General features: G+C 65.3%; 14 protein-coding genes. 11 read left to right on the forward strand and 3 right to left on the reverse strand.

Going from position 1 to position 12,606, the window contains the following annotated elements; genetic code table 11:
* A partial coding sequence (locus HGB10_02625; protein NTU70701.1) for a HAMP domain-containing protein occupies positions 1-726 on the reverse strand: 726 nt, incomplete at its 3' end.
* A 55-nt stretch (positions 727-781) separates the two neighbouring features.
* Positions 782-1,483: a response regulator transcription factor gene (locus HGB10_02630; GenBank protein NTU70702.1), complete on the reverse strand. Its 702-nt coding sequence runs from the start codon at positions 1,481-1,483 to the stop codon at positions 782-784.
* A 173-nt stretch (positions 1,484-1,656) separates the two neighbouring features.
* Between HGB10_02630 and HGB10_02635 the strand changes: the two genes are divergently transcribed.
* Positions 1,657-2,424, forward strand: coding sequence for a type III pantothenate kinase (locus HGB10_02635; protein NTU70703.1), 768 nt, complete (start codon positions 1,657-1,659; stop codon positions 2,422-2,424).
* On the opposite strand, the gene HGB10_02640 is transcribed toward HGB10_02635, so the two are convergent.
* Positions 2,421-3,440 (reverse strand): HDIG domain-containing protein, encoded by a 1,020-nt coding sequence (locus HGB10_02640; GenBank protein ID NTU70704.1) that lies wholly within the window; start codon positions 3,438-3,440, stop codon positions 2,421-2,423. The two genes, HGB10_02635 and HGB10_02640, sit on opposite strands and share 4 nt — an antisense overlap.
* 150 nt (positions 3,441-3,590) lie before the next feature.
* Here HGB10_02640 and HGB10_02645 point away from each other — a divergent pair, with 150 nt between their 5' ends.
* The 10 genes from HGB10_02645 (at position 3,591) to HGB10_02690 (ending at position 12,458) form a co-directional block, all read left to right on the forward strand.
* Positions 3,591-4,205, forward strand: coding sequence for a transcriptional regulator (locus HGB10_02645; GenBank protein NTU70705.1), 615 nt, complete (start codon positions 3,591-3,593; stop codon positions 4,203-4,205).
* Positions 4,190-5,119, forward strand: a complete 930-nt coding sequence (locus HGB10_02650) for a quinate 5-dehydrogenase (GenBank protein NTU70706.1) — start codon at positions 4,190-4,192, stop codon at positions 5,117-5,119. Before HGB10_02645 ends, HGB10_02650 begins: the two co-directional genes overlap by 16 nt.
* A gap of 209 nt (positions 5,120-5,328) precedes the next feature.
* A complete protein-coding gene (locus HGB10_02655) occupies positions 5,329-6,018 on the forward strand; it encodes a cytochrome c maturation protein CcmE (GenBank protein ID NTU70707.1) in 690 nt (229 codons plus the stop codon).
* Between the two features lie 73 nt (positions 6,019-6,091).
* Positions 6,092-8,251 carry a cytochrome c biogenesis protein CcsA gene (gene ccsA / locus HGB10_02660; protein NTU70708.1) on the forward strand — a complete coding sequence of 720 codons (2,160 nt, stop codon included), beginning with the start codon at positions 6,092-6,094 and terminating at the stop codon, positions 8,249-8,251.
* A gap of 3 nt (positions 8,252-8,254) precedes the next feature.
* Positions 8,255-8,986, forward strand: coding sequence for an ABC transporter ATP-binding protein (locus HGB10_02665; GenBank protein ID NTU70709.1), 732 nt, complete (start codon positions 8,255-8,257; stop codon positions 8,984-8,986).
* 4 nt (positions 8,987-8,990) lie between these two features.
* Complete coding sequence (locus HGB10_02670; GenBank protein NTU70710.1) at positions 8,991-9,716, forward strand: ABC transporter permease; 726 nt, start codon at positions 8,991-8,993, stop codon at positions 9,714-9,716.
* A gap of 33 nt (positions 9,717-9,749) precedes the next feature.
* Positions 9,750-10,499 carry a cytochrome c biogenesis protein CcsA gene (gene ccsA / locus HGB10_02675; GenBank protein NTU70711.1) on the forward strand — a complete coding sequence of 250 codons (750 nt, stop codon included), beginning with the start codon at positions 9,750-9,752 and terminating at the stop codon, positions 10,497-10,499.
* A gap of 40 nt (positions 10,500-10,539) precedes the next feature.
* Positions 10,540-10,746, forward strand: coding sequence for a hypothetical protein (locus HGB10_02680; protein ID NTU70712.1), 207 nt, complete (start codon positions 10,540-10,542; stop codon positions 10,744-10,746).
* Positions 10,747-10,793: 47 nt separating this feature from the next.
* Positions 10,794-11,636, forward strand: coding sequence for a cytochrome c biogenesis protein CcsA (gene ccsA / locus HGB10_02685; GenBank protein NTU70713.1), 843 nt, complete (start codon positions 10,794-10,796; stop codon positions 11,634-11,636).
* 6 nt (positions 11,637-11,642) lie between these two features.
* Positions 11,643-12,458 (forward strand): SDR family oxidoreductase, encoded by an 816-nt coding sequence (locus HGB10_02690; GenBank protein ID NTU70714.1) that lies wholly within the window; start codon positions 11,643-11,645, stop codon positions 12,456-12,458.
* The last annotated feature ends 148 nt before the right edge of the window (positions 12,459-12,606 follow it).

The following is a 12,606-nucleotide window of genomic DNA, read 5'->3' on the forward strand; positions in this document are numbered from 1 at the left end:
CGCGTTGTCCACGAGGTTGGTGACGACCTGCTGCAGGCGGTCGGTGTCGCCCAGGACGGTCGCGGCCGCGCCGTTGACGGTGAGCGTCACCTCGCGGTCCTCCAGCAGCGGCTCGAGCATCGCCGCGGCACGATCCGCGGCCAAGCGCAGGTCGACCTGGGTTATCGGCAGCTCGCCCGTCGCGCCCTCGATGCGCTGCAGCGTGAGCAGGTCGTTCGCGAGCCTGCCGAGCCGCTCGGCCTCGAGCGCGATCGTCGAGAGGAAGCGCTGCTGGTCCTCGGCCTCGACATCGCCGTCGAGGAGTGTCTCGGCGGCGCCACGGATCGCGGTGAGCGGGGTGCGCAGCTCATGGCTGACATCGCTGACGAACTGCGTCTTGCGCCGCTCCTCGCGCTTGAGCTCCTCGAGCGCGTCGTCGATCTGGCCGGCCATCTGGTTGAACGCCTCGGCGACGATGCGCGTCTCGCGCGGTCCGCTGACGTCGGCACGTGCGGCGTGGTTGCCCGAGGCGAAGGCGCGTGCGGACACGCCGAGACGCTCGAGTGGGGCGACGATGCGCTGGCCCACGAGTCGGCCGATCAGCCAGCCCGTGATCGGTGCCGCGACGACGACGCCGATGCCGGTGCCGGTGCCGCCGAAGTCGAGGAGGACGTAGGCTGCGGTCGCCGCCGCAAGTGCGACGAGCCCCATCCAGATCGCGATCTTCGAGCGCAGGGTGGTGCCCATGTCAGGTCTCCTCGGGGTGGCAGGGCGACGGTGTCGCTCGAGCCGGTCGTGGGCGCTAGACGCGGAACCGGTAGCCGTAGCCGCGGACCGTCTCGACGAGCGCGGGGTCGCATCCGGCGGCCTCGAGCTTGTCGCGCAGGCGCTTGACGTGCGTGTCGACGGTCTTGGTCTCGACGAGGAACTCCCAGCCCCACGCCTCGCGCAGCAGTTGGTCGCGTGAGAGTACCTTGCCGCCGTGGCGCATGAGGCAGGCGAGGAGCTCGAACTCGCGGGGCGTGAGGTCGATGAGCGTCTCGCCGGCGGTCGCCTGGTGCGCGCCCTCGTCGAGGACGACGCCCGCGAGGTCGATACGCTCGCCGGCGACGCCGGGCTCGCGGCTGCCGGAGGGTGCGCGACGCAGCAGCGCCTTGACGCGGGCGGTCAGCTCGCGCACACCGAACGGCTTGGCGAGGTAGTCGTCGCCGCCGATCTCGAGGCCCACGACCTTGTCGAGCTCGGTGTCGCGTGCCGAGAGGAACAGCACCGGCACGCTCGAGTCCTGCCGCAGCCGGCGACAGACCTCGTAGCCGTCGATGCCGGGGAGCATGACGTCGAGGACGACGAGGTCGAACGGATGCTGCTTCGCGAGCGCCAGAGCGCTGTCGCCATCCTCGGCGACGGTGACGTCGTAGCCCTCCTTGCGAAGGTTGTAACTCACGAATTCGGTGATCGATGGTTCGTCGTCGACGACGAGGATACGAGCGGGGGAGTCGGTCAACGGAGGCCTCCAGACCGTCGGTGTCAGTGCATTGCCGCTGCTCAGACGCTTGACGGAAGCGCCGTGCTTGCAGGTGCGGGTATCTCGGCCGATGATAGCACCGGCGCTCGGGGTCAACCCGCCCGCGTCACCGTGCCGTGAAGAACTCCTACCACCCCGGAGGGGATTCGACCATGTTGCTCGCTGTCGACGTAGGCAATACCCAGACCGTGATCGGCCTGTTCGCCGCCGAGCGACTCGCCGGACACTGGCGCATCTCAAGCAACGCATCGCTGACCGCCGACGAGCTGCGCGTCAAGCTCGCGGGTCTGCTCGCGCTCGACGGCCTGTCGTGGGAGGACGTCAGCGACGTCATCCTCGCCTCGGTGGTGCCTCGGCTCACCGCCGCGTGGGAGGACCTCGTCGCCATCGCGTGCCGCTGCGAGGTCATGGTGGTCGGGCCGGGACTGAAGACCGGTATGCCCATCCGCTACGACAACCCCCACGAGGTCGGCGCCGACCGTATCGTCAACGGCGTGGCGGCGTTCGCGCGTCTCGGCGGGCCCGTCGTCGTCGTCGACTTCGGCACCGCGACCACGATCGACGTGATCGCCGAGGACGGCGGCTATCTGGGCGGTGCGATCGCGCCGGGCGTCGAGACGAGTGCAGAAGCGCTGTTCAGCAAGGCGGCCCGGCTCTCCAAGGTCGACCTCGAGGCGCCCTCGGCGGTCATCGGCACCAACACCCGCATGAGTGTGCAGGCGGGGCTGCTTCTTGGCGAGGCGGCGATGGTCGATGGACTCGTGCGCCGTGTGTGGGCCGAACTCGGCACCGAGACGCCCGTGCTTGCGACCGGAGGGCTCGCGGAGCGCATGGGCTCGTTGTGCGACACGATCACCGACGTCGACATGGACCTCACGCTCGAGGGGTTGCGCATGATCTTCGATCGCAACCGCGCCTAGGGCGTCTTCGGCGGCTTGGCTCCCATGTCAGCATCGTGCAGCGGACTCGTCTCCAGCAGATGGTCGCGCGCCAGCGTGACGACCGCTTCTCGCCGCGACTTGGACCACTTGAGGTAGAGCGCGAGCCGTTCCACGATCTCTGCGCCGAGCAGGTCGTGCTTGTGGTAGACGCTCCGGTCGGGCTTCTCGGCGCGCACGAAGGGCTTCGCGATGTCGTGCAGCAGGGCCGCCCACCGCAACGCCGGCTCCGGCTCGACGGCCGCGACCACCGCAAGGGTGTGCTCGAAGAGCGTGCGGTCGTGATGCGGCGAGTTCTGGTCGTAGCCGATCTGTAGCTCGAGCTCGGGCACCATGAAGCGCAGCAGGCCGGTACGCGCTAGCACGCCGAGTCCGTACGCCACGTTGTCGCCCACGAGCAGCTTGTCGAGCTCGATCATCCAACGCTCTCGCGCCACGTGCAGGATGCGGTGCGCGTAGCGCTCCATGGCGGCGGTGGTGTCGTGCTCGACGGTGAAGTCGAGCTGTGACGCGAAGCGGGCGGCGCGCAGCATACGCAGCGGGTCCTCTCGGAAGCGCTCACGCGGGTCGCCGACGGCGCGGATGATGCGCGCGTCGATGTCGGCTCGTCCACCGAACAGGTCGATGACCTCCTCGGCCTGCATCGCCATGGCGTTGATCGTGAAGTCGCGTCGGCCGAGGTCGCCCGAGAGCTCGGTGAGGAACTCGACGTTTGGCTTGCGCGTGTCGTCGGGGTAGACCTCCGAGCGGAACGTCGTCACTTCGACAAGGCGCCCATCGGCCTTGAACCCCACCGTGCCGTACTTCTTTCCGATGAGGTAGGGCTTGCGCCCCGCCTCGCGGACGGCAGCCTCGATGCGGTCGGGCAGAAGCGGCGTGGTGAAGTCGTAGTCGCTGCACGCTCGGCCCATGACCACGTCGCGCACCGAGCCGCCGACCAGGTAGACCGGGTCGACCACTCGCGCCACCGCCTCGTAAATCTCCAGCGCGTGCTTCAACGGGCAGCCCTCCTTCTGAATCTCACACCATGACCATACCCGAGACAGTCGATCGCGGCGCGCGAATCGGCGCTTCCAACCGCCCGTGCTCGCGTATACTCGGCGATGCACACACTTGTGTGTACACGCTTGAGGCGAGGAGGGGCGCGAGTGCGGCTGTACCGGATCGGCGATAAGGTCGTGAGCGAGGACAAGCTGCGCGACGCCATCGCCTCCATCCTCGAGGACCGCGAGGCCGGAGCCACGCAAGACGACGTCGCCAAAAGCCACGGGGTGCAGCGCTCGTTCGTGAGCTTCCTCGAGACCCTGGGCGAGGTGCGCAAAGGCAACCGGGTGGCGATGGTGGGCTTCCCGATCGCCAACGCCGCCGAGGTCAAGGCACTCGCCGAGAACCACGCGCTCGACTTCGTGCTTGTGCTCTCGCAAGAGGAGCGCGAGAACATCGAATCGGGCGAGGTCACGGCGGTCTTCAACACGCTGCTGGAGACCATCGCCACGCTGCGCGACTACGACACGCTCGTCCTGCTCGCCAGCGACTGGCGCATCAAGACCATGGAACGAATCCTCGGCACGGAAGTCGTCGGGGTACCACTCGGATCGTCCCCGCTTCGCGAGGCGGTCACAGTCGACGTCGAGGAGCTCGACGCGATCCTGACAGGCGTCATGTCGGCCCGACCGGCCCACGGCTCGACCAGCCGCGGTTCGGCGGCGCTCAAGGACGCATCCGGACTCCCCGGGAGGTGGCAGCCATCAAGGAAGTCGTAAGCGTGTCCATCGGCTCGTCCAGCCGAGACCACGAGGTCGAGATCGATCTGCTCGGCGAGCGATTCAAGATCCGCCGAGAAGGCCACAACGGCGACCTCGCGAAGGCGGCAGCGCGCTTCGCTGAGCTCGACGGCACCGTCGCGGCGTTCGGGATGGGCGGCATCGACGTCTACCTGCGCGCTGATGGCCGCAAGTACTTCTTCCGCGAGGCGAAGCGACTGCTGGCCGGCGTCAAGCAGACGCCTGTGGTCGACGGCAGCGGTCTCAAGGGGCCGGTAGAGGGCTCGACCATCGAGTACCTGCAGACGGCTCACGGCCTGGACTTCGCGGGCAAGAAGGTACTGATGACCTCTGCGGTCGACCGCTGGGGCATGGCCGAAGCGCTTCAGAACGCGGGCACGGAGCAGGTCTTCGGCGACCTGTTCTACGCGCTCGACCTGCCGATCATCATCAAGAAGTGGGGCACGCTCAAGACCGTCGTGCGCCTGCTCACGCCGGCCGTGGCTCAGCTGCCGTTCTCGGTGCTGTACCCGGTGGGGGACAAGCAAGACGAGGCGACGAAGGTCAACCCCACCGCGGGCAAGCTCTACACATGGGCCGACATCATCGCCGGTGACTGGCAGTACGTAAAGAAGTACATGCCGCCCGACATGCGCGGCAAGTGGATCATCACCAACACGACCACACCGGTTGACGTCGAGTTGTGCCGCGAGCGGGGTGTCGAGTTGCTCGTGACCTCGACGCCGAGGCTCTCCGGCCGTTCGTTCGGGACGAACCTCATCGAGGCGACCATGGTCGCGCTCGACAACGCGAAAGGTGAGTTGTCGCCTGAGCGGTATCGCGAGCTGCTCGACAGTGTCGGCTTCAAGCCCGACGTCGCCTGGCTGCAAAAGGACGTCGCCGCCGATAAGTAGGCGCGTTCTTTGCTGATGGCTCCACACAAACGGCACATCTTAAGGTGCCTTCAGCCTAGCCCCGAGGTCCTGACGGTGCTAGTATCCATGTGTTCAGGCAGGCGGTTCGGAAAAGCGGTGTGGTCCCTGCGCAGGGTCGTGCGCGGACGCCCATTCCAAGGATGTGCTCGGCTGTGCGCTGCAGTCGCGAGCATTAGGGAGTGAAGTACGTGAACAAGCGGGCTCGAATTCGTCTCATCGGCGTGACAGCGGCGATTCTCATCGCCGTTGCTGCGATGGTCTACTACACGGGTGGCAAGCAGGGTGCCTACGAGGCGGATATCGCCGCGATCACCACCGACAAGTCGCTCGTCGGTGAGCAGGTCAAGGTCGGCGGCACCGTGGTCGCAGGTTCGTGGGACAAGAAGTCCAACCCCATGCGCTTCACGATCAGGGGCGAGCAGGACAGTGCGAACACCGGTCCCACTCTGAAGGTCGTCTACACCGGCACCGTGCCCGCCACGTTCGGTGACGGCGTCGTCGCCATCGTCACCGGCAAGATCGATGACCAGGGCGTACTCACGGCCGGTGACATGATCACCAAGTGCCCGTCGAAGTACGAGTCCGCCACCGGCGCCACGCCGATCGCTGACGTCGTCGCGGGCGGCGCCACGCTCGAGGGCAAGCCGATGCGCGTGACCGGCTACCTCAAGCCTGCCTCGCTCGCGCCGGCCGGCTCGACCGGGGATCGCTTCATCATCGCCCAGAACGCCGACGGCAGCGGGCAGGCGGTTCCCGTCACGTTCGCCGGTGTACTGCCCGACGGCATCAAGGACGGCGTGCAGCTCGTACTGGGTGGAGAGCTCTCGGACGGCAAGTTCGTCGCCACGAGCGTCGCCCTCGAGCAGAGCCAGCAGTAAGCAAGGCAGCCCCGCCGAGACCGGCGCCGCCGGACTCGGCTTGTCGTGAATCGTGTACGAACGGAGTTGAGGTATGGCTACGCTCGGATTGGTGATGCTCGGACTCGCGCTGATAGCCAGCGTGTTGGCGGTGGGCTCGTTGCTTGCGGGTCACAACCGCAAGGGCGGCGAGATGATCTCGAAGCTCGGCTACTGGGGCACCTACGTCGCGGCGGGTTCTCTTACCATCGCCGTGACCATCATGGTGGTGGCGTTCTACACCAAGGACTTCACGTTCCTCTACGTCGCCGAGAACCACAGCCCGGACGTCTCGAGCCTCGCGTGGCTCTACACGCTCTCCGCGCTGTGGGCCGGTCGTGAAGGATCGTTCCTGTTCTGGACGTGGCTGATCTCGCTGTTCGCGGCGTGGATCGCCTATCGCCGCATCAACCTCATGGATTCGCTGTCGAACATGGGCCTCATGGTGACCAACGTCGTCATGACACTGTTCGCCTCGGGCATGCTGTTTTCGCAGCCCAACAACCCCTTCAAGCTCACCGACGCCGGGTTCCTCGGACCCGCGGGCGAGCTCGTCGGTGAGGCGGCCGCGTGGGGCATGAACCCGCTGCTGCAGCACTGGGCGATGATCGCTCACCCGCCCACACTGTTCATCGGCTATGCCGGTCTTACGATCCCGTTCGCGTTCGCCGTCGCCGCGATCATCGTCAACGACGGATCCGATGCATGGGTTCGTATCGTCGACCGCATCACGGTCTTCTCGTGGCTGTTCCTGGGCGCCGGCATCGGCCTGGGTTCGGTCTGGGCGTACGTCGTCCTCGGCTGGGGTGGCTACTGGGGCTGGGACCCGGTGGAGAACGCATCACTGCTTCCGTGGCTGACAGGCGTTGGTCTGCTCCATAGCTTCACGATCTATCGCAAGCGCGGCGGCTTCAAGAAGTGGGCGATCGCGCTGTCCTCGGTCACCTTCGCGCTCGTGATTCTCGGTACCTTCATCACGCGCTCGGGCATCGTGCAGTCGGTGCACGCGTTTGAGGCCGACCCGGTCTCGCTCTACCTGTTCCTCGCCATGATCCTTGTCGCGTTCGCGGTCGCGATCTTCGGCCCGATGCTCCGCAAGGGCACCTTCGAGGGCAACGACGAGTTCGAGTCGCTCACCGGTAAGGAAGCGGCGTACTACTTCAACAACGTCATCATGCTCGTCGCGGGCCTGCTCGTGGCCTACCTGACGATCACTTCGGCGCTCCCGTCGTGGATGCTGTTCGGCAAGCGCTCCATCCCGCCGAGCACCTTCGACGCGGTCGCGCGCCCCGTCGGCGTGCTCTACGTCTTCATCGTGGCGCTGTGCCCGATGCTCTCGTGGCGCACGACCGAGGGCAAGCTGCTGTGGAGCCGCATCAAGTGGCCGCTCGTCTCGGCGGCGGCGATTTTCGCGCTGCTCGTGGTCGAGTTCTCCACGACACTCAAGCCGATCTACGACCGCATGGTGCTGCTGACCTCGTCGCCGGGTCTCAAGATGGCTGAGGCCGGCCCGGCGTGGTACTACCACGCGATCGGCCTCCTCGGCCTGTTCGCGGGCTCACTGCTCATCTCCACTACCGGCGCGATGTTCATCACCGGTGCCAAGAAGCGTGCCGAGGCGCGCGGCGAGAGCTTCGGCGCAGCGCTGTGGAGCATCCTGTCCAAGGCTCGCAGCCAGTCGGGTGGTTACCTGGCCCACATCGGTATCGGCATCATCCTGATCGGCCTTGTGGGTTCGGCCATGTACGTCTACGACAACACCTACACGATCCCGCAGCAGCAGGGTGCCAAGTTCACTGTCGACCAGTACACGTTCAACTTCGTGGGCACCGATTCCGAGACCCTGAAGAACGGCAACACGGTCGATACCATCAATCTGCAGGTCACCCGTGGCGGTAAGGTCGTCGGCACCATCAACCCGGGTCAGACCACCTTCGCTGCCACACAGCAGACCCGTACCGACGCCCGTGTACTCTCCGAGCCTCTGCGCGACATCTTCGTCACCATGCAGGGCGCCGATGAGAGCGGCATCAGCATCAACGTGAAGATCAACCCGCTCATCTGGTTCTCATGGGGCGGCTTCATCATCCTGCTGATCGGCACGAGCATCGCGACCTGGCCCAAGGCCGGCGCGCGTGAGCTCGTCGTCGCGGGCGCACCGCTGCCCAAGACCGGCAAAGCCGTGGCCAAGACCGGCAAGCAGGGCAAGCGCTAAGGCATGACCGAAACCAACCAGACAGAATTCGCGTTGGAGGTCCGGGAGCTTTCCCGGACCTTCGGCGCGCGCAAGGCGCTCGACAAGGTCAGCTTCGAGCTGCCCCGGGGCGCCTTTCTCTCGATCTTCGGCCCCAACGGCGCCGGCAAGACCACCATGCTCAAGGTGCTCTCGACGCTGACAACGCCGTCGAGCGGCAAGGCGTTCGTGACCGGCCTCGACGTGGTCGAGGATGCGGTGGAGCTTCGCGAGCGGATCGGCTTTATCAGCCACAACCCGCTGCTCTACCCCGACCTCACCGCCGAGGAGAACCTCGAGTTCTTCGCGGACCTCTACTGCATCGATGACCCGAAGGGGCGCGTCAAAGAGCTGCTGACCGCGGTCGAGCTCGACCACCGGCGCCTCGATGCCGTGCGCACGTTCTCGCGCGGCATGATCCAGCGCCTCTCGATCGCGCGCTCACTGCTGCACAAGCCCGACGTCATCTTCCTCGACGAGCCGTACTCCGGCCTCGACCCGCACGCGATGGACATCCTCGACTCGCTCATCGCGCAGGTCCGTGCCGAGCACACCTTCGTGATGATCAGCCACGACCTGCAGAAGGGTCTTGAGCTCTGCAGCCACGCGCTCATCCTGGCGCGCGGCAAGATTGTGCTCTTCGACGAGCGCGAGGCCATCGACCCCGACGCTTTTGCGGCGACGTATCGCGCGACCGTCGGCATGGGGGTGTCGTAAGCCCATGGCCGAGCAGAAGCAGGGTTCCCACATCTCGAGCATGCGTCAGTTCAAGGCGATCCTGAAGAAGGACATCGTCATGGAGCTGCGCACCAAAGAGATGCTCACCTCGATGGGCCTCTACGCGTTGCTCGTGCTGCTCATCTACTACATCGCACTTTCGCAGGCGGGCAGCGAGTTCGACGTCACCAACATCGCGGGCGGGCTCTTGTGGCTCGCCATCGTGTTCACGTCGCTTCTTGGGCTGAACCGTTCGCTCGTGCATGAGAAGGACCAGGGGTGTCTCGACGCGCTCCTTCTCGCGCCGGTCGACCGACCGGTCATCTTCTTCGGCAAGGCGATCGGCAACCTGCTGTTTCTGCTGATCGTTGAAGTGTTCGTCACGCCGCTGTTCATGCTGATTTTCAACGCGGGCAAGTACTCTAGTGGCATCGCGACGTGGGGCTATCTATCGCTGATATTGATCGTCGGTTCGATCGGCATCGCGGGAGTCGGCACGCTGCTTGCGACCATGTCGGTGAACACGACCGGCAAGGACTTCGTGCTTGCGGTGCTGTTCATCCCGGTCATGTTCCCGCTCTTGCTTGCCGTGGTCGCCGCTACGTGGGCGATACTGAACGCGAGCCCGGACATGGCCGTGTACTGGAAGATGCTCGGTATCGCGGGTGGCTACGATGCAATCATGCTGCTCGCGGCGTACGCTCTTTACGAGTTCGTTCTCGGCGCGTAACTCGCGTCGAGTCGTTGTGACGAAGGGTCGGGAATGAAGCAGATTCGAATCGCTTTGTGGCTCGCGATCGTGGGTGGTATCGCGACTACCGCAGCGTTCCTCATGGCGTTCTTCACCGCCGAGGTCCAGCTGTTCGGTACCGTCTCGCTCGCCGAGCAGATCCAAACGGCGTTCCCGCTGCTGGGGCAGGACGCTTCCGGGTTCATGTTCGGGCGGCCGTGGTTCTCTCAGAAGATCTTCTACTTCCACGTTCCGTTCGCCGAGGCCTCGTTCCTGGTGTTCACGGTGGCCGCGTTCTTCGCCATCCGGTTCCTCATGACCAAGGACAAGGGCTACGACACCAAGTCGCGCGTCGCGATGGAAGTCGCACTTGTCTTCGTCGTGCTCACCCTCATCACCGGCGACCTGTGGACCAAGGCGTCCTGGGGCGTGTGGTGGGAGTGGGAGCCGCGCCTGACGACGTACTTCATCATGACGCTCTTGATGATCGCGTACTTCGTGCTGCGCAACTCGCTCGAAGACGAGGAGCGCCGCGCCGTGTACGCCTCGGTGTACGGCATCATGGCGTGGATCACCGCGCCGATCTCGTTCTTCATCACGCGCGTCATCCCGTCCGATCACCCCGTCGTGTTCAAGTCGGGTATGGCGACGTCGAACCTGCTGCCGTTCATCGTGGCGCAGCTGGGGATGCTTGCGATCGGCTATGCGGTGTACACGATCCGCGTTCGCGAAGAGCGCATGCGCGAGCGGCTGGACGTCATCAAGGACTCACTGGAAGGTTAGTCGCGGCAGCGAAACGCCGCTTACGAGGAGGTAACAGGCAATGAATGTCGACCCCACCAACATGGAGCTTTACCGGCTGGTCATCGCCGATGCGCCGTACGTCATCGCCGCATACGCGATCCTCTGGGCCGCTCTGATCGTCTACATCACGATGGTGCTTCGCCGTCTCATGCGCCTCGAGAAGGAGATGGTCGTTCTCGAGGAGACCGCCGCTCGCCGTAGCGGTTCCGACGCCAAGACCGTCTAGTAGTACCCTAGTCACCACACATCCGCGACGCTGGGAGGAGGGCGAACGTGGCACAAGCATCGGTTGTTCTGTTCTGGTTCTCGCTCGCGCTCTACATCGCCGCGACGGTGTTGTATTCGTATCAGTTCGTCCTCAAGCGTTCGAAAGTGGGCTGGTGGGCGCGGTTCATGACCGGCGCCGGCTTCATCTGCCAGACGCTGTCGATCGGCGCGCACTCGATCTCGACCGGGGGCACGCAGCTCAACGGCCCCAACCAGCTCATGCTCGCGTCGTGGGCGCTCGTGCTTCTGTACTTCGTCATGGAGCACCTCATCAAAATCAAGATCTACGGCACGTTCCTCATCCCGGTGGCGGTCGTCTTCATGGGCGCGGCACAGCTCATGGGCGGACTCATGGAGCCTGCCCAGCTCACCGAGGTTCAGGCTATGCAGCTCGACAGCTGGCGCGTCACGTTTCACGTCGCGCTCATCGTGTTCGCTAACGCGGGTTTTGCCTTTGGGGCGGTCTCGGCGGGCATCTTCCTGTTCCAGGAGGGCAAGCTCAAGAGCCACACTTCCAACATCGTCACCCGTCGCCTGCCTTCGCTCTCGACGCTTCAGATGATGGCGCGCCGCGCGATCGCGTTCTCGTTCCCGGTCTACACGGCGGGCCTGCTGCTCGGCATACTTCGCGCTGTTGAGCTCGACGTCGATGGCTGGTGGCTCGATCCGAGAATCATGCTGTCAGGCTTTGTCTGGCTGCTCTTCGGCATCTACCTCATGCTCGTCTACCGCGGCAGCGTCTCGAGCCGCGTCACCTCGCGCGTCGCTCTCCTGGGCTTCGTGCTCGTGGTCGCACTCGCGATCATCGCGCGCACGGTACCGGTCGGCTTCCACATCTTCGGACGTTAGCCACCGATGAGCTCGCGCCCCACCGTCATCGTCACCGGAGGTAGCAGCGGGATCGGTCTTGCGACCGCGAAGCTCGTCGCCGCGCGCGGCTACGACGTCGCAATCGTGGGTCGCTCTCCCGAGAAACTCGCGGCCGCCGCCGCCGAGCTGCGCGCCGTTGCCACCGATCCCGAGCAGAAGATCGAGACCCGCGCCGCCGACCTCTCGGATTTCGAGGCCGCGCGCGCAGCGATCGATTCGCTGGTCGAGGCGGGCTTCGGCCCCGACATCCTCGTGAACTCCGCGGGCGTCATCGTGCCGGGCGAGTTCGCCACGATGCCGCTTGAGAACTTCGAGTCGAACATGGACAACGGCTACTGGAGCGTCGTCTACCCGTGCCGGGCCGCCGTGCCACACATGCTCAAGCGCGGCCAAGGCCACATCGTCAACGTGAGCTCGGTCGCGGGGTACCTGGGCATCTACGGCTACACCGGCTACTCATCGGCGAAGTTCGCGATCATGGGCTTCACGGAAGCGCTGCGCTTCGAGCTCAAGCCGGCCGGCATCAGCGTGCACATCGTGTGCCCGCCCGACACCGACACGCCGGCGCTCGCTTACGAGCACACGCTGCGCCCCAAAGAGACCGACGTCATCGCCGGCAACATCAAGCCGATCTCTCCCGAGAAGGTCGCGGCTGCGATCGCCAAGGGTGTGGCGACGGGGAAGTACTACATCATCCCCGACGCGCTCTCGAGCTTCTACTTCCGGCTCAAGGGGATCCTGCCCGAGGTGTTCTTCGCGATCGTCGATGGCGACGTGAAGAAGGCGCGGGCGGGGAAGTAGCTCAAACTCCTCTCGGCACGCGTTTCGCTCTGCCTCTGAGCGGCTGCGCTAATTGCCGTTAAGGGTTGTTCGGTGCTAGAATTCGAGCGTTCAGGCACAAAGCAGTGGTGCGTTCCATAGCACGCTTTACATCGCCCTCGCCGGGCCT

It is taken from the genome of Coriobacteriia bacterium (assembly GCA_013334745.1).
Classification (GTDB): domain Bacteria; phylum Actinomycetota; class Coriobacteriia; order Anaerosomatales; family JAAXUF01; genus JAAXWY01.

Bases quoted from the DNA above. Each gene is read 5' to 3' on its own strand.
- HGB10_02635 (NTU70703.1), top strand. From the start codon at position 1,657: ATGTTGCTCGCTGTCGACGTAGGCAATACCCAGACCGTGATCGGCCTG.
- ccsA (NTU70708.1), top strand. From the start codon at position 6,092: ATGGCTACGCTCGGATTGGTGATGCTCGGACTCGCGCTGATAGCCAGC.
- HGB10_02665 (NTU70709.1), top strand. From the start codon at position 8,255: ATGACCGAAACCAACCAGACAGAATTCGCGTTGGAGGTCCGGGAGCTT.
- HGB10_02670 (NTU70710.1), top strand. From the start codon at position 8,991: ATGGCCGAGCAGAAGCAGGGTTCCCACATCTCGAGCATGCGTCAGTTC.
- ccsA (NTU70711.1), top strand. From the start codon at position 9,750: ATGAAGCAGATTCGAATCGCTTTGTGGCTCGCGATCGTGGGTGGTATC.
- HGB10_02680 (NTU70712.1), top strand. From the start codon at position 10,540: ATGAATGTCGACCCCACCAACATGGAGCTTTACCGGCTGGTCATCGCC.
- HGB10_02690 (NTU70714.1), top strand. From the start codon at position 11,643: ATGAGCTCGCGCCCCACCGTCATCGTCACCGGAGGTAGCAGCGGGATC.